General features: G+C 64.6%; 16 protein-coding genes and 1 tRNA gene. 10 read left to right on the top strand and 7 right to left on the bottom strand.

The genetic code is table 11. From position 1 onward, the window contains the following. Positions 1-503 precede the first annotated feature (503 nt). Positions 504-845, bottom strand: coding sequence for an H-NS family nucleoid-associated regulatory protein (locus ACQY8M_RS11295; RefSeq protein ID WP_428675348.1), 342 nt, complete (start codon positions 843-845; stop codon positions 504-506). A 295-nt stretch (positions 846-1,140) separates the two neighbouring features. On the opposite strand from ACQY8M_RS11295, the gene ACQY8M_RS11290 reads away from it, so the two are divergent. Next, a complete protein-coding gene (locus tag ACQY8M_RS11290) occupies positions 1,141-1,665 on the top strand; it encodes a hypothetical protein (RefSeq protein WP_428671913.1) in 525 nt (174 codons plus the stop codon). Between the two features lie 911 nt (positions 1,666-2,576). Here the strand turns inward: ACQY8M_RS11290 and ACQY8M_RS11285 are convergent. From ACQY8M_RS11285 to ACQY8M_RS11260, 6 genes are all read right to left on the bottom strand, one after another. Then, a complete protein-coding gene (locus ACQY8M_RS11285) occupies positions 2,577-5,852 on the bottom strand; it encodes a DUF7146 domain-containing protein (protein ID WP_428671911.1) in 3,276 nt (1,091 codons plus the stop codon). Then, the gene (locus ACQY8M_RS11280; protein ID WP_428671909.1) at positions 5,849-6,232 is read right to left on the bottom strand and encodes a hypothetical protein; all 384 of its coding nucleotides are present in this window, start codon (positions 6,230-6,232) and stop codon (positions 5,849-5,851) included. The genes ACQY8M_RS11285 and ACQY8M_RS11280 overlap by 4 nt, the downstream gene beginning before the upstream one ends. Then, positions 6,229-6,435: a helix-turn-helix domain-containing protein gene (locus tag ACQY8M_RS11275; RefSeq protein WP_428671907.1), complete on the bottom strand. Its 207-nt coding sequence runs from the start codon at positions 6,433-6,435 to the stop codon at positions 6,229-6,231. The genes ACQY8M_RS11280 and ACQY8M_RS11275 overlap by 4 nt, the downstream gene beginning before the upstream one ends. Positions 6,436-6,519: 84 nt before the next feature. Beyond that, complete coding sequence (locus ACQY8M_RS11270) at positions 6,520-7,038, bottom strand: hypothetical protein (RefSeq protein ID WP_428671905.1); 519 nt, start codon at positions 7,036-7,038, stop codon at positions 6,520-6,522. Between the two features lie 857 nt (positions 7,039-7,895). Next, positions 7,896-9,140 (bottom strand): tyrosine-type recombinase/integrase, encoded by a 1,245-nt coding sequence (locus ACQY8M_RS11265; RefSeq protein ID WP_428671903.1) that lies wholly within the window; start codon positions 9,138-9,140, stop codon positions 7,896-7,898. Positions 9,141-9,338: 198 nt separating this feature from the next. Then, positions 9,339-9,428, bottom strand: a tRNA-Ser gene (locus ACQY8M_RS11260). Positions 9,429-9,665: 237 nt separating this feature from the next. Here ACQY8M_RS11260 and rplU point away from each other — a divergent pair. The 9 genes from rplU to gpmI all read left to right on the top strand — a co-directional run bounded on the left by rplU (position 9,666) and on the right by gpmI (position 17,673). Continuing rightward, entirely contained in the window at positions 9,666-9,965 is a 300-nt protein-coding gene (gene rplU / locus ACQY8M_RS11255; protein WP_428671901.1) for a 50S ribosomal protein L21, read from the top strand. 24 nt (positions 9,966-9,989) lie between these two features. Further along, on the top strand, positions 9,990-10,262 hold the full coding sequence (gene rpmA, locus ACQY8M_RS11250; RefSeq protein WP_428671899.1) for a 50S ribosomal protein L27: 273 nt from the start codon (positions 9,990-9,992) through the stop codon (positions 10,260-10,262). A gap of 72 nt (positions 10,263-10,334) precedes the next feature. Further along, a complete protein-coding gene (gene obgE / locus ACQY8M_RS11245; protein WP_428671897.1) occupies positions 10,335-11,348 on the top strand; it encodes a GTPase ObgE in 1,014 nt (337 codons plus the stop codon). Continuing rightward, positions 11,348-12,475 (top strand): glutamate 5-kinase, encoded by a 1,128-nt coding sequence (gene proB, locus ACQY8M_RS11240; protein ID WP_428671895.1) that lies wholly within the window; start codon positions 11,348-11,350, stop codon positions 12,473-12,475. Before obgE ends, proB begins: the two co-directional genes overlap by 1 nt. Before the next feature lie 16 nt (positions 12,476-12,491). Continuing rightward, the gene (locus ACQY8M_RS11235; protein WP_428671893.1) at positions 12,492-13,772 is read left to right on the top strand and encodes a glutamate-5-semialdehyde dehydrogenase; all 1,281 of its coding nucleotides are present in this window, start codon (positions 12,492-12,494) and stop codon (positions 13,770-13,772) included. Further along, entirely contained in the window at positions 13,769-14,827 is a 1,059-nt protein-coding gene (locus ACQY8M_RS11230; protein WP_428671891.1) for a nicotinate-nucleotide adenylyltransferase, read from the top strand. Before ACQY8M_RS11235 ends, ACQY8M_RS11230 begins: the two co-directional genes overlap by 4 nt. Continuing rightward, a complete protein-coding gene (gene rlmH / locus ACQY8M_RS11225; protein ID WP_428671889.1) occupies positions 14,824-15,282 on the top strand; it encodes a 23S rRNA (pseudouridine(1915)-N(3))-methyltransferase RlmH in 459 nt (152 codons plus the stop codon). Before ACQY8M_RS11230 ends, rlmH begins: the two co-directional genes overlap by 4 nt. Before the next feature lie 205 nt (positions 15,283-15,487). Then, the gene (locus ACQY8M_RS11220; protein WP_428671887.1) at positions 15,488-16,081 is read left to right on the top strand and encodes a hypothetical protein; all 594 of its coding nucleotides are present in this window, start codon (positions 15,488-15,490) and stop codon (positions 16,079-16,081) included. Then, a complete protein-coding gene (gene gpmI, locus ACQY8M_RS11215) occupies positions 16,081-17,673 on the top strand; it encodes a 2,3-bisphosphoglycerate-independent phosphoglycerate mutase (RefSeq protein ID WP_428671885.1) in 1,593 nt (530 codons plus the stop codon). Before ACQY8M_RS11220 ends, gpmI begins: the two co-directional genes overlap by 1 nt. Positions 17,674-17,771 lie beyond the last annotated feature (98 nt).

Here is a 17,771-nt window from a genome sequence, read left to right as displayed (position 1 = left end):
GAAGCCGGTCAACAGGTTTGGGGCGAAAAGCCCGCGGACATTGGGCTTTTTAGACCTCCGCCCAAGCGGCAGAGACTGTTGGTTCAAGGGGCAGTGGCGGAGCGGTCGAGATTCGAACTCGTAGTACGCCGGTGCGAGACCGCTTCTTGGTCCACCGGTGGTACTAGGTCCGGTCTCTGGACTGTTTCGACAAGCAGGGAGGGCCGTTGCCGGTCTCGTCTCTGCCCTGAACGCCCGCCCGCGGCGCCACGACCGCGAACCGATCTCTTCGGTATTAGGTGTGCGTCAGGTTGGCAGGCGCAAGCGACCTGGCGTCAATTGCATGGAGAACATCCGTCGTCTCGACCGCCACACAGGCGCACCCTGATCGCCGTTCCTAAGATGCTCACACTTGGCCGCTGAGCGCCATCGACCAATTTTGGTCAGGCCGGGCCAATCACGAGCGCCAGCGGGCAGATTTCCGGCCTCCTACGCGCATCTGGGAGACAACCGACTAATCCAGGCTAACTCGCTTCGTCGGAGGACTCTTCCTGCTGCTCTCGGATGGCAAGTTCCTCAATAGACCTATCGGCGTTGAGCGCCGCAATCAGAAAAGCCGGCCTACGACCGCGACCCGACCAAACATCCGCTTCATGGTCCGGGTTACGATACTTGGGCGCCGTTTTCAGTTTGCTGCGGGAGCGCGCATTGCGAGGCATCCCGATGCCGTTCATGGCCATTTTGAAATGATCAGGCCCCAGCTTATACTTCTCGATAACGGCACGAAGCCGATTTACTCCCTCTTGCTCGCTTCGCCTGATTGCCGCGGCCTCTGCCTGAAGCTCCTTAATCTTCCGCTCGATCACTACGTTCAAGCTGGCAGGCGAGCAGAGCGGTCGTACCAAAATAATCCCGCCAAGCGACGCATAAGGCTGAGCAAGTTAGGCCACTCAGTGCCCAGCAGTTCAGCGATGGAGTTGGATAGGCGGGGCCGCGAACCAGGACAACTCACGTGCGATCTGATAGGATCGCAGTTTATCGGCGTTCGAACCGTCCGTCGCCGCACTGAACGCGAAGGCACAAGGCCGATTATGACGCTTTGACCTCGACTTCTACAGCCGCGCCGTCCTGAACCGCGGACGCGATTTCCCGGTGCACCCTATGAACGATTCCGCTGCTGCTCCCAAGCGTCAACGCCGCTCCACACCAGCCAAGGCAAAGATACTGCGAAACGCACAGACAGCCGCCAAGAACGCCATCCGCAAGGTCGGGCGTCCGTCAGCTTACGACCCTGCCCTGTGCGAACCCGTTATGGCCCTCGGCATTCAAGGCAAATCGCTTGCCGGCATCGCCGCGGCCCTCCATGTCGACAAGGGCACACTCGTTAAATGGGCGAATGAATTCCCGCAGTTTAGCAACGCGCTCGCCCGCGCGAAGACTTATGAGCAAGACCACTGGGAGACCAAAGGTTATAAGGCATTGGGCCGTAAACACTTTCAGGCTCAGGTATGGCGCACATCCATGGCGGCGCGCTTCAAAGACGACTACACAGAGCGCTCTGGATCCGGGCTAGCTGACGCCCTTCCCGACTTCCTGGCGGCCATCACGGAAGCTGCCGATCGCAGGCGACAAAAGGCGCTCGAGGCGCGCAATGGGGACGATGCCAAGCCCGTGAATAGAGGTTGATCCCGAGAAGCGATAGGCGGAGTTCCTGTCCGCCGTCTGTTCAGACTTTATGCAGTGATATCAATGCACTAGGCTTGCGCCACGAACGCCTACCCATCATGGTACCCACCATTGTCCGCTCATCGGAGGCGCGGAGCTTTGTGTAGACGCCCAGTGCCGGGCAAGAGGAAGCGGCGCGGCAGGGAGTGGCTGGGGCGCCCAGATCGAGTTGGCGAAGGGGTGCCGGGGGTGGGGCCCGTACTTTACAGCATACCCTTCCAGCCTCTCCTCAATTCTCTATAGAAATTACTAATGAACTTTCAGAAAATCTTGCGACGCTCAGGGGCACATTTGAACACGCGTAGGGCGCGACTCACGCCGTAGGCATTCGCGACGAAATTTTTTTGTGTGCATTCGGCTCGAGACCAACCGGGGAAAGAGGCGCGCCGCTTGCACAGCGGGCGATCGACCAGTTCGAAACCCGCAATCGCTGACATGAGGGCATCGCGCCTATCGACGATGGCAGCAATCGGCCTCGAGGTCCGCGGCACATGACAGGCTGCGGCAGGTGTGTTCGCGACATCGCGGCGCGATCGGCTACGGCTTGCTGACTGAGGCCGCGAGTGCGCCATGCTTTGGGAATGGGCGACCAAGGCGGCCGGCATGGTGCGCCCGTCATCCAAAATGGACACGCGACGAGGTCAGCCCGGACTTTCAGGTTTCTTCGAGTTGGCGAGCGCCTGTCCAGGGTTTGCTTTTGTAGGTTTCGGTCCGGCTGAGAAGGCCCCATTCAACGGCACCAGAAAGTTCGGGTGATGCGGTCCCCGTATCGGCACCCGAACATTCGGCCGGCAGCGGCAAGGCGTTGGCGATCGGCGGCAACATGAACCGCGGGCCGTGCCATGCCATTGGGCCTGCCGCGCCCCTCGAGGCTATCGAAGGTGCTGGGGCGGGTTTTCGGGCCGCTGGACGCGATCCCGCTGGCGGATCGTATCGGGTAGGTCGACGCCGTTGAAATGCACCAAAGGGCCTAGGCGGGCCTCCAGCCATGCGCGCGGGTCAGCAATGCGGGCCGGGTCAAAAATCATGCGTTGCTCAGCTCGGCCGGCGCCCGCACGCTGGTAGGTCACGATGGCCAATCCTACAGGGAGGTCACCCCCGTGCCCGTATAGAAGAATCTCCTTATACGGGCACGGGGGTAACCTCGCCCGATGATGTTCTACGGCCTTGGCCGTCCGTCCGGTGACCGTCGCTGCATCGCCGACGGCAGAAAGCATGGCCCCGTAGTCGGCCAGCATCGCGCGGTCGAAGTCCACCGGCTGCCAGTCCGAAAGGGTCGCCAGCGGCAGCGGCAGGGGCGTGTTGCCATACACGACGATGCTAAGCGGCATTGCCGGCCCGCGCTGAACACCGCGCCCTCGGCCGGTCCCCTGGAGCAGTTCGCCCACCACCAACGCCTTGCGCACCGCCTCGGCCAGCGCGTTGGGGTGCCGATCGGCGTCAACCGTGCGCGAGGTGCTATCGGCGGCCTGCAGGGTGATGGTCTCGGTGGGGTACCAGTCCTTGCCCGGCAGCCGCTCGACGGCGCGACCGGACAGGACCGCCGCCAACCGGCCCACGGTGTTGGGCCTTACGCCCCAACGTCCGACGACGAACAGGCCGTGCACGTCGCCGTAGGCGTCGATGCCGCGCAGATTGCCGAACCACTCGACGGCGACATGCGCGGGTAAGATCGTGCGCCAATGAAGCGCCAGAGCCTTGGGCGCAATCACCAGCGCCCGCCCGCCCAAGGCAGAGACCCTCGACAGGATGTCGCGCCGCACATCCTCAGCTAGGTCCGTTTTCGCCAGACCGGTTTTCCATTCGCCGCCGGCGTCCTTTGCACGCCGGACGCCCAGCGCATGACAACCGAATGTATTGCCTACGACCTGGTGGACGGTAGCATGCGGTTCGGCGGCAGCGATATCGGCGACCAGCTCGGAGTGCGGGAAACGTCTTCGCAGCAGGTCCATGTCGGCCGTCGCATCGAGATGCAGCGTCGGTATCGTGCGCCAGCCGTCGCCAAGCTTGTCGAGGACGAACAGGCGGAGGGCGCGTGTGCCGTCCTCTAGCTCGACAACATCGACGCGACCCGCGGCCACCGCGTCGGCATCGGTCAGGAAGTCACGGATATGCTCCCACACGCTTGCCGCCTGCGCAGCTGCCTGGTTTTCGATGGTGACATGCTTCAGCGCCCGCACCAGGTCGTCTCTTGTCGGCGCGTCCAGCTTGTTCAATCCCCGAATGCGCTTGTTGTGGAGGCTACGGGCCTTGTCAGCCATGGCCGCGTCGATGCCCGCGCTTGCCAGTACTTCGCGCCGCAGCGGTTCGCCGTCGGGCGATGCTACATGGTCAGCGTCGAGCAGCTTCCGATGTATGGGCATCAAGTCGACGTTCAGGTCGTCCGACAGGTCGGATCTTTTCGGCGGTCTTGCGCTCTTCTTCGACTTCGGACGACGGCCGCGCATCACCGCTTTGTCGAGATTATCGAAGCGTACCAGCGTCCGGGCGCTCAAGCCGCTCAGGGCAATGCCTTCGTCTATGACGAGCAAGGCCGCGGCCCTCATCGTGTCGGGTAGCGCGGCGAACAGAAGCGCGTGAGGCACCAGCCATAGATCTGCAGTAGCCTGCGTCTGGGCGATGTAGCTGCAGCCGGATCGATGCTCGCAGTTGGCGCAGACGTTTTCGCTCACGTTGAGGCGGGCAGTGCGGGCCAGTTCGACGGCCTCGAGATCGAGGCACATCTTCGCATCGTTCGAGCCAGGATCGTCAACCGAGCGGCCATACCATATGCGAACGTTGATGTTGCTGCCGCGCTCGACTGCCATCGCCCTGGCGCGCCCGGCGATTTCCCCGGTGAGCTTGTGCATCGGCACGCTGTAGACGATGGGCTTCCCGGTACATGCGGCCTCGACGGCGTCCCGCAGTGAATCGAAGATGGCAAGCAACGTCTCTTCCGACTTGCCGAGCCCGAGCGATGCCCGAATCACCTTGAAGGCCGGTGCGCCGAGCGCGGATGTGTCCAGCAGATCGCCAAATGTGCGGCGAACGCTGCCCGCGAGCTCGACAACTGCCTTTAACCGTGGCTTGCCCTGTGGTGCCACCATCGGCGTCAGCGCGGCGTTGAAGCGTTCGCGCACGGCATCGGGTCCGAGCTGCTGCAGAACGTTATTGAAGTCCGTCTTGTCGCCGCGCGACAGCAGCCAGGGCTGCACCTCGACCACGCGCCGACCCTCAGCTCGCCGCTTGGCGATCGCCTTACGCAAAGCGATTCGCGAAGGAGAGCGCGACGGGTCGTCGTCGCGCGCGACGATTATCGTGCGATCGATCGGCACTGAGTTGAGCGGCGCGCTGCCGATCGCGCCGAGCATCGCCCAAGTCTCGTGTCCGGTTGCCAACCATGGAGAGAGCCCGGTTTCGCCGCCTTCGGTCAGCACCAGAGGACCATTTTCGTTGCCCGGCATTCGGAAGGCGACGCCTGCTTTCGGCCCGCGCGTGACCTTGATCTTGCCGCCGTGCTCCCAGTGCTTCACCGCGCTGCCATCATCGTAAAGCGCCACGAGCTGCACTGCCCTCACGTCGCCGGCGTCGTTGGTGAGCGGGAACATCAACGCGAGCCAGCGCCACCAGGTCCAACGCTTGCGCGCCCTGCCTTTGACGCCGGTGCTGGTGACGATCTGTGCGACGTCGCGCGCCGCGATGATGCGCACGGCGTCAGCGGGCCATTTGTCGATCGCGCGGCCCTCGAGGTATTTGGCGGCAGCAGTGCCGACGATGCTGAGACCTGCGCGCCACAGGGCCCGCGCTTCGGCGATCGCGAACTGCTGCTCGGCGTCGGCATTGAATGCGGGCCGCGGCATTTCTCGAGGTGTCGGCCTGGTCTCGATGTTGCCCAGCCAGCTCTGCGCCCAGGTGATGGCCTGCAAGAAGCTGCAGCCGTTGCGGAACATAATGGCGTCGAGCAACGAGTGCGCGCGTGGGTCCTGCTGGAAGTCGAAGAACTGGTTGCGATCGAACCGATATGCGACACCGCCCTTACTGCCCCATCGCCATTCGCGGCCGCCACCGAGGCGGCGCGTCGGCTGGCCGAACAGCACGAGCAACAGCGGCCCGGCCTGGTCGACGAGATCGGCCTTCAACTGGTCGAGCGTGTTGGCCGAGCAGTTCAAGGTGCGGACCGCACAACCTTGCGCTGGATCTCGGCCAGCGAGCAGAGCTGCATGGCCGAGAGCCACCGGAACGTGGTGTAGTCGTCGAGGAACCGCCGCTCCCATTCCGTGAGCGGGTCGCCTGCGTCGCGTGCCAGCTCGGCCGCGAATTGTTGAGGGAACTCCTTGGCGTGTGCTGTCTCCGCGCCTGCCCCTGCCGGCTTGCCGAAGAACTCCTCCCATGATGTGCCGCCTGCATCGAGCAGGCAGCCGAATTCCTCTAAGGCAGGATCCTGGGACGGCTGAAGGCGGCCGGCGACATTTGCGAGGAGGCGGCAGTCAAGGCGCCGTCTGTCCAGTGCTCGCCCGGATGCTGGGTGGCGGGGGCCGAGCACGATCAAGCTGCAGGGTTATTCGTTCCCATCAGCAGTAATTCTTCAGCCGAATCTCGAAGAATGAGGCGCCTACCGCCGATGACCACAGAGGCGAGCTGGCCCTGCCCGATAAGCTTGTACGCGGAACTTCGGCCAATCCCGTACAGGCGACAAAACTCGTTAACGCGAAGGGCGCGAGGCTGTTCGACGTGGGTTTGCTTGGTGTTCAAGTGACCATCTCCGGGTGAGATGGTCCGCGATTGTATGCACGGCGCCGCGGCCGACTAGCGAATAGCGGGTCAAAGAATTAGTGATTATTTTCGATTCTCGCTTTTTCTCCGGTCGTAGGCGTCCTTGATTGTCTTTTTGCCGATAGTCCCTCGCCAACATTCCTCTTTGGCGGTCGCCCATATCTGATCAAGCGTGCCCAGGATTGCGGAGTCGTAGCCATGGTCGAGGCTCATGCGGTGTTCAACGAAATCCGCAAGAACTCTGTCACGCTCCCCAAGCTCTGGGTTCGGGCGTCTTCCTCGGCGGCCATCGATCTGGACGATTTTTACCGTGAAGGGGAGTGACGTTTTGAAGATTTCTCGAAACAGCGCGGGATTATTTGTCTCCATAAGCCCGGCCCGAAGACATCCCCAGAAGTGCGGATGAGGCTGAAGTCCTTCGGACATCTTCGTGGTGTCAGCTTTCCAATGAACACGAAATCTCGCGGAGCTTCCTCGACGTCGGCCGCCTTTCGGGCGCCCTCGCATGCGTCTGTCCTCGAAGCGGATTTCAAACGTCAATTGTTCATCGGCAAGTCGTGCCCTACATTCGGGATCGATCATGGCCGCGAGATACCGGAGAACATCACGGCCCGGAATTTTCGCCTGGGATAACAGCTGGAGTAAGGGCCTAGAATCTCCCAGGCGCAGATATCTAAGCAGAACAAAATCAGTGACCGCGGCCGAGTCTAAGCCTCCTGGCTGCCTTATCAATCGCCGCGCTTCGGTTCCCCATGCGGTGTCAGGAGGTAGCGGTGTATCGTCTTCCATCGTGAATCCGCGAGCATCGGGTGCGGGGATGCGGAACTGGGGCGATGCGTCCCCGGCTTTTCGGCTGACCGGCCTATCCGCGTGCTGGCAATTCTGCGCCTCTTGTCGAAAGCGGGACAACATTAGTTTCGGCATTAGCCCGCAATCCAGCCCAAGCTTCAGGAGCACTATCCTTGGCGCAGGGCTGCGCCGGCAGACTTGTCAGTCTTGGTGCCGAAGACATTGGAGAGGCCGCCTACGAACTTCGATCCTCCGCGTTGCAGCGTCGGTAGTGGCGAAGTGTCGGCTCGCCAAGGTTCAAGACACCTTCGGCTTGGATCACGATATCCGAATCGACGCACAATCGACTCGTAGAATGTCCGGCAGTGTAAGCGAGCATACCGGGTATGCTGCTGGTTGGCTCGTTCCTCACGGCATCCTATTTCAGATCGAAGCTATCGCGGGGCGACGGCCCGTCGATCCATTTGTCGTCGTGGCGGTCATACATCGCCTTGGCGACCCTTTTTGAGGCCGGTAGGTAAGTAATCCAATTAAGTGGCGCATTGCGATTTCACCACGCCCTCCGCAAGAGCGTCCGCTTGGCCGTCCTTGCGGCGGACCCTTACGTAGGATCTTTTCCACCCGTCGGTTTAAACCGCACCGATTCGAGACTAGCGCTCGATTCCCACGAGCTGCACGACCATCGCGTACTTCGGCTCGGTTACGAACTCGGCCCACGCCTTCATCATCTCGCGGCGTTTTTCGAACATGGTGCCACGCTGGTAGGCGGCGACGGTCTTGTCGCCAATGGTGTGCGCCAACGCCGCCTCGGCGAGCTCATGCGCGAAGCCGGTCGTGTCGGCGACCCATGTCCGGAATGTCGCTCTGAAGCCGTGCGGCGTGACGTCCACCTTCATCCGCCGCAGCGTCAACTTCATCACCATGCGCGACAGTGAAACGCCCTCGCGCTGGCCGGGGAACACGAAGTCGTCGATGCGCACGGCAGCCAGCTTGCGAAGCAGTGCCATCGCAGGATCCGATAGCGGGACACGATGCTCGAGGCCCGACTTCATCCTTTCCGGCGGGACCGCCCACACGCGACCATCGAGATCGACCTCGTGCCAGCGGCCCCCGAGAACTTCTCCGGTCCGACACGCCGTGAGGATCGTGAATTCAAGTGCGCGCGCGCCCATGCCGTCCTGCATCTGCAGCTTGGGCCAGAACGCGGGCAGCTCGGCGTAGGGCAAGCTGGCGTGATGGACGACGCGGCGGACCTTCCCCGGCGCCGGCAGGATCTTGGACAGCACACCTTTCCATCGGGCCGGATTGTCGCCCTCGCGGGCGCCGCGGGCGGCGGCATAGTCAAGGATGGCCTCGATGCGTCCGCGCACCCTGCTCGCCGTCTCGGTCTTGGTCGACCAGATCGGCGACAGCACCTTGAGCACGAGGCCGTTGTCGACGGCGCCGACCGCGAGATTGCCGATCTCCGGATAGGCGTATGTCTCGAGGGTGACGCTCCACTGGCTGGCATGCTTCGCGTTGCGCCAGCCGCTCCGCATCGAATCGATGTAGGCCTCGGCGGCCTGCTTGAACGTCATCGCCTTGGCCGCGGCGGTCGCCGTCGCTGCCTGCCGAGCGGTTCGGTGCTCGATCGGATCGACGCCATTCCGCACGAGCGTCTTTGCTTGAGCGGCGAGTTGCCGGGCCTCGGCCAGCGAGACCGCGCTCGACGTGCCGGCGGCTGGACCGAGCCCCATGTCGCGCCGCCTACCATTGATCTGAAAGCGGAACGTCCAGCTCTTCGTGCCGGTGTTCGTGACCTGCAAGTAAAGGCCGTCTCCGTCGGCGTGCAGGCCCGGCCGCTGCTCGGTCTGGACCTTTCGGGAATTCAGCGCAGACGCCACCCGCTTGGGCATTCGACCCTCCGCATGATGGGTCGCCTGCGAGCGGGTCTAGCCACCCATCAGCTTGACCTTGCCGCACCCACCACTCCACCCATCATCGGACGGTGGATTGTGGCGGTCAAGGGTGGATGGGAGTGGACGGTTGAAGCTGAATTTTGGCCATTTTTTCTGCGTTCTGTGGACGGTGGCGGAACACTATGGACGGGTTTCTGGCGGAGAGGGTGGGATTCGAACCCACGGTACGCTTGCACGCACAACGGTTTTCGAGACCGTCCCGATCGACCACTCTGGCACCTCTCCGGGGCCCCGCTTATAGGGGTGCGGCTTTGGACGAGCAATACCGTCGGAACGAACCCGAATAGAGCCGTTCCGGCGTTGACTCCGAGGGCTTCCTGCGTATATTCCGCGCTCCTTCGGCGGGTCTTCAGGCCCGCCGCGTTCTTTCGTGCCTTGCGGCATTTGGGGGCCAAGATCCCGCCAAACCCCTAGGGGTGGTGGGATTGGTCCTGAGCAGCAAGGCTTCAGTCGGGTGCAGTCATGATCGCCGTTATCCGCACGGGTGGAAAGCAGTACACCGTCGCCGCCGAGGAGACCCACACCATCGAGCGTATCGAGGGTGAAGCGGGCTCCACGATCGAGTTCACCGACGTGCTGATGGTCGGCGAGAAGGTCGGCGCGCCGACCGTCGAGGGCGCCAAGGTCGTGGCCTCGATCGTCAAGCAGGCGCGCGGGCCGCACCTGATCGTCTTCAAGAAGCGGCGCCGCCAGAATTCGCGCCGCAAGAACGGTCATCGTCAGGACCTGACGGTGGTCAAGATCGAACAGATCGTCGCCTGAGCTGGAGCGACCGGGAGTAGTACGATGGCACACAAGAAAGCAGGCGGCTCCTCGCGCAACGGCCGCGATTCCGACGGCAAGCGGCTGGGCGTGAAGCGCTTCGGCGGCGAGAAGGTCTTGTCGGGTAACATCCTGGTCCGTCAGCGCGGCACCAAGATGAACCCGGGCCAGAACGTCGGCCTCGGCCGCGACCACACGTTGTTCGCCACCATCGACGGCGTGGTCAGCTTCCGCACCCGCTCCGGCGGCAAGGTCGAAGTGAACGTTCTGCCGGCGCCGGCCCTCGCGGCCGAATAACCGTTCCCATCGAAGGCTTACGAAGGGGGAACGGCTCGGCCGTTCCCCCTTTTTCTTTTCGGACCCCAACCCATGAAATTCCTCGACCAGGCCAAGATCTACCTCCGCTCCGGCAACGGCGGGAACGGCTGCGTGGGCTTTCGCCGCGAGAAGTTCATCGAGTTCGGTGGCCCGGACGGCGGCGACGGCGGGCGCGGCGGCGACGTGGTGCTGGAATGCGTCGATGGGCTGAACACGCTGATCGACTATCGATACGCCCAGCATTTCCGTGCCGAGACCGGCCACCAGGGCTCGGGCCAGCAGCGCACCGGCGCGGCAGGCAAGGACATCGTGCTGCGCCTGCCGCGCGGCACGCAGATCTTCGACGACGACAACGAGACCCTGCTGGCCGACCTCACCGAGATCGGACAGAGGATCGTGCTGCTCAAGGGCGGCGACGGCGGCTACGGCAACCTGCACTTCAAGACCTCGACCAACCGCGCGCCGCGCCGCGCCGACAAGGGCTGGCCGGGCGAGGAGCGCTATGTCTGGCTGCGGTTGAAGCTGATTGCCGACATCGGGCTGATCGGGCTGCCCAACGCCGGCAAGTCGACGTTCCTGGCGGCCAACAGCAACGCACGGCCCAAGATCGCCGACTATCCCTTCACGACCTTGCATCCCGGGCTGGGCGTGGTGCGCGTCGGCGAGAGCGAGTTCGTGATGGCCGATATTCCCGGCCTGATCGAGGGCGCACATGAGGGCGCCGGCCTCGGCACGCGCTTCCTGGGCCACGTCGAGCGCTGCCGGGCACTGCTCCACCTGGTCGATGGCACGCAGGATGACATTGCGACCGCCTACAAGACGGTGCGCGGCGAGCTGAAGGCCTATGGCGGCAATCTTGCGCGCAAGAAGGAGATCGTGGCGCTGAACAAGACCGACGCCATGACACCGGAAGACATCGAGACCAAGCGCGCCCAGCTCGCCAAGGTGAGCCGCAAGACCGTACACGTCATCTCGGGTGTGTCCGGTCAGGGCGTGCAGCCCCTGCTGCACGAGCTGATGAAGCTCGTCGACAAGCAGCGCGTCTCCGCCCGGGAAGCAGCCTGATGTCCCGAGCTGGCTCTGCTTTGGCCGGCTCAAGACGGCTGGTCGTGAAGATCGGCTCCTCTATCCTCGTCGATGAAGCCAAGGGCCAGATTCGCCGCGATTGGCTGGAAGCGCTGACCAGCGACGTCGCGCGCCTGCACAGGGACGGCTGCGAGGTCGTGCTCGTCTCGTCCGGCGCGATCCGGCTGGGCCGCACGTATCTCAAGCTGCCGTCCGGGCCGTTGAAGCTCGAGGAGAGCCAGGCCGCGGCCGCGACCGGCCAGATTCAGCTCGCCCACGCCTATCAGGAATCGCTCGCCCGTCACGGCATCACCGTGGCCCAGGTCCTGCTCACGCTCGACGACTCCGAGGAGCGCCGCCGCTATCTCAACGCGCGCCAGACCATGGCTACCCTGCTCGGGCTGGGGGCGGTGCCGGTGATCAACGAGAACGACACGGTCGCGACCGACGAGATCCGCTTCGGCGACAACGATCGCCTCGGCGCGCGAGTCGCCGAGATGATCTCGGCCGACACGCTGGTGCTGCTCTCCGACATCGACGGCCTCTACACCGGCGATCCGCGCAGCGACGCTTCGGCCCGGCACATTCCCGAAATCCACGAAATCACGGCGGAGATCGAGGCGATGGCGGGGGCTGCCGCATCGGTGATGTCGAACGGCGGCATGGTGACCAAGCTGATGGCGGGACGCATCGCCATGGCGGCCGGCTGCCGAATGGCGATCGCCGACGGCCGCGCGGTCGGCGCGCTGGGCAAGCTGATCGACGGCACCGCGCGCTGCTCGTGGTTCCTGCCGGAAGCCTCACCGCTGTCGGCGCGCAAGAAATGGATCAAGGGCTCGCTGAAGTCGTCGGGCAGCCTGGTGGTCGACGACGGCGCCGTGCGCGCGCTCTCGACCGGCAAGAGCCTGTTGCCCGCCGGCGTCACGGCCATCGACGGCGAGTTCAAGCGCGGCGACGTGGTGGACGTGAAGGACAAGGTCGGCAGGATATTGGCGCGCGGGCTGGTCGCCTATGCTGCCGAGGACGCCCGCCGCATCGCCGGCCGCAGGAGCGCCGAGATCGAGCGCCTGCTGGGCTTCCGCGGCCGAGACGAGATCGTCCATCGCGACGACCTCGTGGTCGAATGACACATTGGAGCGGGTCATGAACGTGCAGATCAAGCCTGCCGAGGACGCGGCCGCCATCGTCGCGGTGCTCGGCCAGCGCGCCAAGGCCGCGGCCGTCGCGCTGCGCAATGCCGGCACCGAAGCGAAGAACAGGGCTCTGATCGAGGGCGCGCGCCTGATTCGCGCCGAGAAGGCTGCGATCCTCGCCGCCAACGCCCGCGACATCGACGCCGCCAAGGCCGCCGGCATGAGTAGCGCGTTGCAGGACCGCCTGCTGCTCAACGAAGCGCGGGTCGAGGCGATGGCCAAGGGCCTCGACGAGATCGCTGCCCTGCCCGATCCGGTCGGCGTGGAGATCGAGCGCTGGCAGCGGCCGAACGGCCTGGAGATCAGCCGCGTGCGCGTGCCGATCGGCATCATCGGCGTGATCTACGAGGCGCGACCGAACGTGACCGCAGATGCCGGCGCACTCTGCATCAAATCGGGCAACGTCGTGGTGCTGCGCGGCGGCTCCGACAGCTTTCATTCCTCGCGCGTGATCGTCGAGCTTCTGCGCCGCGCCCTGAAGGACGCCGGCCTGCCCGAGGATTGCGTCGCGCTCGTGCCGACGACCGACCGCGCCGCCGTCGGCGAACTGCTAAAGGCGATGGACTGGCTCGACCTGATCGTGCCGCGCGGCGGCCGCTCGCTGATCGATCGCGTGACGGTCGAGAGCCGCGTGCCGGTGCTGCGCCATTACGACGGCATCTGTCACGTCTATGTCGACCGCGACGCCGACGTCGCCATGGCGCGCGACGTCGTGGCCAACGCCAAGATGCGCCGGGTCAGCGTCTGCGGCGCCGCCGAGACGTTACTGATCGACCGCGCCGCGTTGGATACCCATCTCGCGCCGGTATTGGCGAAGCTGCACGAGCTGGGCTGCGAGGTGCGCGGAGACGCCGAGGTGCAGAAACGCGATCCCAAGGCCGTCGCCGCCAGCGAGAAGGACTGGCGCACCGAATATCTCGAGCCGATCATCTCGGTCGCCACGGTCGACGGCGTCGAGGGCGCGATCCACCACATCGCGAGCTACGGCAGCCAGCACACCGAATCGATCGTGACCGCCAACGCGGCGACCGCCGAACGCTTCCTGCGCGAAGTCGACAGCGCCATCGTCATGCACAATGCCAGCACCCAGTTCGCCGATGGTGGCGAGTTCGGGCTCGGAGCCGAGATCGGCATCTCGACCAACCGCATGCATGCTCGCGGACCGGTTGGGTTGGTCGAGCTGACGACCTACAAGAACATCGTGCGCGGCACGGGCACGCTGCGGCCTTGACCTCGATCCACCATCCGATGCCGGGCGTGCCGCGCGATACGCGCCGCCGCATCGGCCTGCTTGGCGGCTCGTTCAATCCCGCCCATGACGGCCACCGGCACATCAGCCTCGAAGCGCTCAGGCGGCTCGGCCTCGACGAGGTATGGTGGCTGGTCTCGCCGCAGAACCCATTGAAGAGCGACGACGGCATGGCGCCGCTCGCGACCCGCGTCACCCGCGCCCGGCAGGTCGCGCACCATCCGCACATCAGGGTCGACGCGCCCGAACTGCTGCTCGGCACGCGCTACACCCTCGACACGGTCCGGACCTTGAAGCGCCTCTATCCGCACGCGCATTTCGTCTGGCTGATGGGCGCCGACATCCTGCCCCAGCTCGAGCATTGGCTGGGCTGGCGCGAGCTTTTCCAGGAGGTCGCAATTGCGGCTTTCGCCCGGCCGGGCTGGAGCTATGCTGCACTCCAGTCGGCAGCCCCGCGCGCCTTCGCCCGTTACAGGCTCGATGCGGGCCAGGCCCGCCGCCTGGCGACTTGCACTACGCCGGCCTGGTGCTTCATACCGAGCCGGCTCGACAGCCATTCGGCCACGGCGCTCCGCGCGGGGCGACCCAAGCGGACCAGAGCGAAAGGAAAGACCATCCCAGACCAGATCCCATCCGAGGGGGCCCGCACGCTTCCCGACCGGAGCAAGGAAATCGGCGAACAGCTCGCACTGGTGCGCCGCTCGCTGGACGACGACAAGGCCGAGGACGTCGTCATCATCGACCTCGCCGGCAAGTCGGCCTTCGCCGACTACATGGTGATTGCCTCGGGCCGTTCGACTCGCCAGGTGGTGGCGATCGCGGACCATCTGGCAGAGCGCCTGAAACAGGCCCGTTACCGCGTCATCTCGGTTGAAGGCAAGGAGGTCGGCGATTGGGTGCTGGTCGATAGCGGCGACGTCGTCGTCCACATCTTCCGTCCCGAACCGCGCGCCTTCTATGCGCTCGAGAAGATGTGGGCGCTGGAGAACGTGGCGACATCCAAGCCCGCGAAGGCCGCCCGGCGCAAGCGGGCTTGAAGCTCACGATCGCCTGCATCGGCCGCGCCGGGCGTGGTCCCGAACGCAATCTCTACGAGCACTATGCCGGCCGCATCCGCTGGCCGCTCACCCTGCGCGAGCTCGACGAAAAGAGGAAACTGCCGCCCGCCGAGCTGATCCGCCGCGAAGGCGAGCTACTGCTGGGTGCGGTTCCGGACAAAGCCGTGCTGGTCGCCCTGGACCGCCGCGGCAAGGTCCTGGACAGCGAGGCCTTTGCCAAGCGTATCGAACGCTGGCGCGACGATGCAGTGGCGGACATTGCCTTTGTGATCGGCGGCGCCAACGGCCACGGCGAGCCCCTCCTGGCGAAGGCGTCTCTGATCTTGTCGTTCGGCGCCATGACCTGGCCGCACCTCCTCGCCCGCGCCATGCTCGCCGAACAGATCTACCGGGCCCAGCAGCTATTGGCGGGACACCCGTACCATCGGGCCTAGCTACTTGTGCTAGATCACGATGGGTTGAGCTTGTCCCAAACTCCCTCCCCCGTCTTCTGGGGAGGTGTCAGCGTCTTACGCTGACGGGGGGAGGAAGTGTGGAAAGACTTCCGTGATTTCGACCACAAGCACCTTTTGCTTGCAGATCGCAATAAGCGTCTATTTTGCCTCTGTTCTGACGAAAAACCGGGGCTACATTGCGCTCATGCGCTTCCCCTTCCCGCGGCTTGCCGCCGCCTCTGCCGGGCTTGCCCTGGCTGTCCTTGCGACCACCGCCATGGCGCAGACCCCGGTAGCCGATACGCCCGCGGCCAAGGCGAAGCCGGTGCGCAGCATTCCCTATGTCTCGATTACCGGCGATGACGGCCAGCAGCGCCATTACGAGACCAACGCCATCCCGCTCCTGTTCAATCGGGCCTGCTTCGGCTGGCGGATGTATCTCGGCGGCCCCAACCGGACCATCACCCTGACCGAGGTGCTGACCACCTCCCAGCCGGCCGAGCAGGTGATCGCCGGCCCCGAGACCGAGGTCAGCGCCGACAAGACCAAGGCCACCACCCGCATGCGCGAGGTCGTGCAGGACGGCGTGCTGCAGCGTTCCTGGTGCATCATCCCGGGTGATCCGCCGGGCACCTACACCTACGACATCTCGATCGATGGCGAGCCGCGCGGCGAGTTCGTGTTCTGCGCGATCGAGGTGCCCGACCAGAATCCCAACACCGATCCGCGCGAGCTGAGCTGCCCGAACAAGTTCAACTCGGTCGAGCGCGCCCGGCCCTCCTCGCGCAAGGCCTCGTGATGGCAGCGTCCCGCCCGCGTCCCGCTCTCCTCTGCATCCTCGACGGCTGGGGTTACCGGCCGGATCCCAAGGACAACGCCATCCTCGATGCGCGGACGCCCAATTTCGACCGGCTGGTCGCGACCTGCCCGCAGGGGCTGATCGACGCCTCGGAGAGCTTCGTCGGCCTGCCCAAGGGGCAGATGGGCAATTCCGAGGTCGGCCACATGAATCTCGGCGCCGGCCGGGTTGCCGTGCCCGACATGCCGCGCATCGACAAGGCGATCGAGGACGGCTCGCTGGCCAAGAACCCGATCCTCCTCGAGCTGATCGCGACTCTGAAGAAGAACGGCGGCGCCTGTCATCTCCTCGGCCTCACGTCGCCCGGCGGCGTGCACGCGCACCAGGATCAGCTAATTGCGCTCGCCAACATGATCGCCGCAGGCGGCGTGCCGGTGTGGATCCACGCCTTCCTCGACGGCCGCGATACGCCGCCACGCAGCGCGCAGGAGTATCTCGAGCAGGTCGCTGCCGGGCTTGAGAAGAGCCTGCCGATCAAGTTCGCCACGATCAGCGGCCGCTACTACGCCATGGACCGCGACAAGCGCTGGGACCGCGTCGAGAAGGCGTACGACTGTATCGTCGACGCCAAGGGCGAGACGGCAATGACTCCCAAGGAAGCGGTCGACAAGGCTTATGCTACCAAGCTCGACGACGAGTTCGTGCTGCCGACAGCGATTGCCGGATATCGCGGCATGAAGGACGGCGACGGCGTCCTGATGTTCAACTACCGCTCCGACCGTGCGCGGGAAATCCTGACGGCGCTGCTCGATCCGCTGTTCGACGGCTTCAAGCGCGCCCGTCTCGTGAAGTTCGCCGATGCCGTCGGGATGGTCGAATACTCGGCAGCGCTGAACGGTTTCCTCAAGACGCTGTTTCCGCCCGCCGTCATCAAGATGGGCCTCGGTGAAACCATCGCTCGGGCCGGCCTGAAGCAGCTGCGCATCGCCGAGACCGAGAAGTACGCGCATGTCACCTTCTTCTTCAACGGCGGCGAGGAGCGGCAGTTCGAGGGCGAGGAGCGCATCCTGGTTCCTTCACCCAAGGTGCAGACCTACGACCTCAAGCCCGAGATGAGCGCGCCAGAAGTGACCGACAAGCTCGTCGAGGCGATCGGCTCGGGCAGGTTCGACCTGATCGTGGTGAACTACGCCAACACCGACATGGTCGGCCACTCCGGCATCCTGCCCGCCGCGATCAAGGCGGTGGAAGCCGTTGATCGCTGCCTCGGCCGCCTGATGGAGGCGGTGAAGAAGGCTGGCGGCGTCATGTTCGTCACTGCCGACCATGGCAACGCCGAGCAGATGTACGATGAAGAAAGCCATCAAAAGCACACGCAGCACACGCTGAATCGCGTTCCTGCAATTCTGTACAACTCGCCTGCGAATATCCGCTCGCTGAACGACGGCAAGCTGGCCGACGTCGCCCCCACTTTGCTGGCCTTGATGAAAATTCCCCAGCCGCAGGAAATGACCGGCCATTCGCTGCTGTCGGAGACCGCCCGGCCGCACCTCCTGGCGGCGCCGCGTCCTGCTGCCGCAGCCTCCGCGTGATAGTTGACGACCGTGTGAGCCCTCTCGCCTTGATCCGGTCAAAGACCGGCTAGTATTCTCGCCTCCGACGCCCGAAACCCGCTTACGCCGCCGGGACC

This window comes from Reyranella sp. (assembly GCF_965279465.1).
Classification (GTDB): domain Bacteria; phylum Pseudomonadota; class Alphaproteobacteria; order Reyranellales; family Reyranellaceae; genus Reyranella.
Note: the sequence above shows the minus strand (reverse complement) of the source record. Positions and strands in the feature narration are given on the sequence as shown.

What these genes read in the sequence shown, in the direction of transcription:
- ACQY8M_RS11290 (WP_428671913.1), top strand. Translation starts at nt 1,141, where the DNA reads ATGAACGATTCCGCTGCTGCTCCCAAGCGTCAACGCCGCTCCACACCA.
- ACQY8M_RS11270 (WP_428671905.1), bottom strand. Translation starts at nt 7,038, where the DNA reads ATGATCGATCCCGAATGTAGGGCACGACTTGCCGATGAACAATTGACG.
- ACQY8M_RS11265 (WP_428671903.1), bottom strand. Translation starts at nt 9,140, where the DNA reads ATGCCCAAGCGGGTGGCGTCTGCGCTGAATTCCCGAAAGGTCCAGACC.
- rplU (WP_428671901.1), top strand. Translation starts at nt 9,666, where the DNA reads ATGATCGCCGTTATCCGCACGGGTGGAAAGCAGTACACCGTCGCCGCC.
- rpmA (WP_428671899.1), top strand. Translation starts at nt 9,990, where the DNA reads ATGGCACACAAGAAAGCAGGCGGCTCCTCGCGCAACGGCCGCGATTCC.
- obgE (WP_428671897.1), top strand. Translation starts at nt 10,335, where the DNA reads ATGAAATTCCTCGACCAGGCCAAGATCTACCTCCGCTCCGGCAACGGC.
- proB (WP_428671895.1), top strand. Translation starts at nt 11,348, where the DNA reads ATGTCCCGAGCTGGCTCTGCTTTGGCCGGCTCAAGACGGCTGGTCGTG.
- ACQY8M_RS11235 (WP_428671893.1), top strand. Translation starts at nt 12,492, where the DNA reads ATGAACGTGCAGATCAAGCCTGCCGAGGACGCGGCCGCCATCGTCGCG.
- ACQY8M_RS11220 (WP_428671887.1), top strand. Translation starts at nt 15,488, where the DNA reads ATGCGCTTCCCCTTCCCGCGGCTTGCCGCCGCCTCTGCCGGGCTTGCC.
- gpmI (WP_428671885.1), top strand. Translation starts at nt 16,081, where the DNA reads ATGGCAGCGTCCCGCCCGCGTCCCGCTCTCCTCTGCATCCTCGACGGC.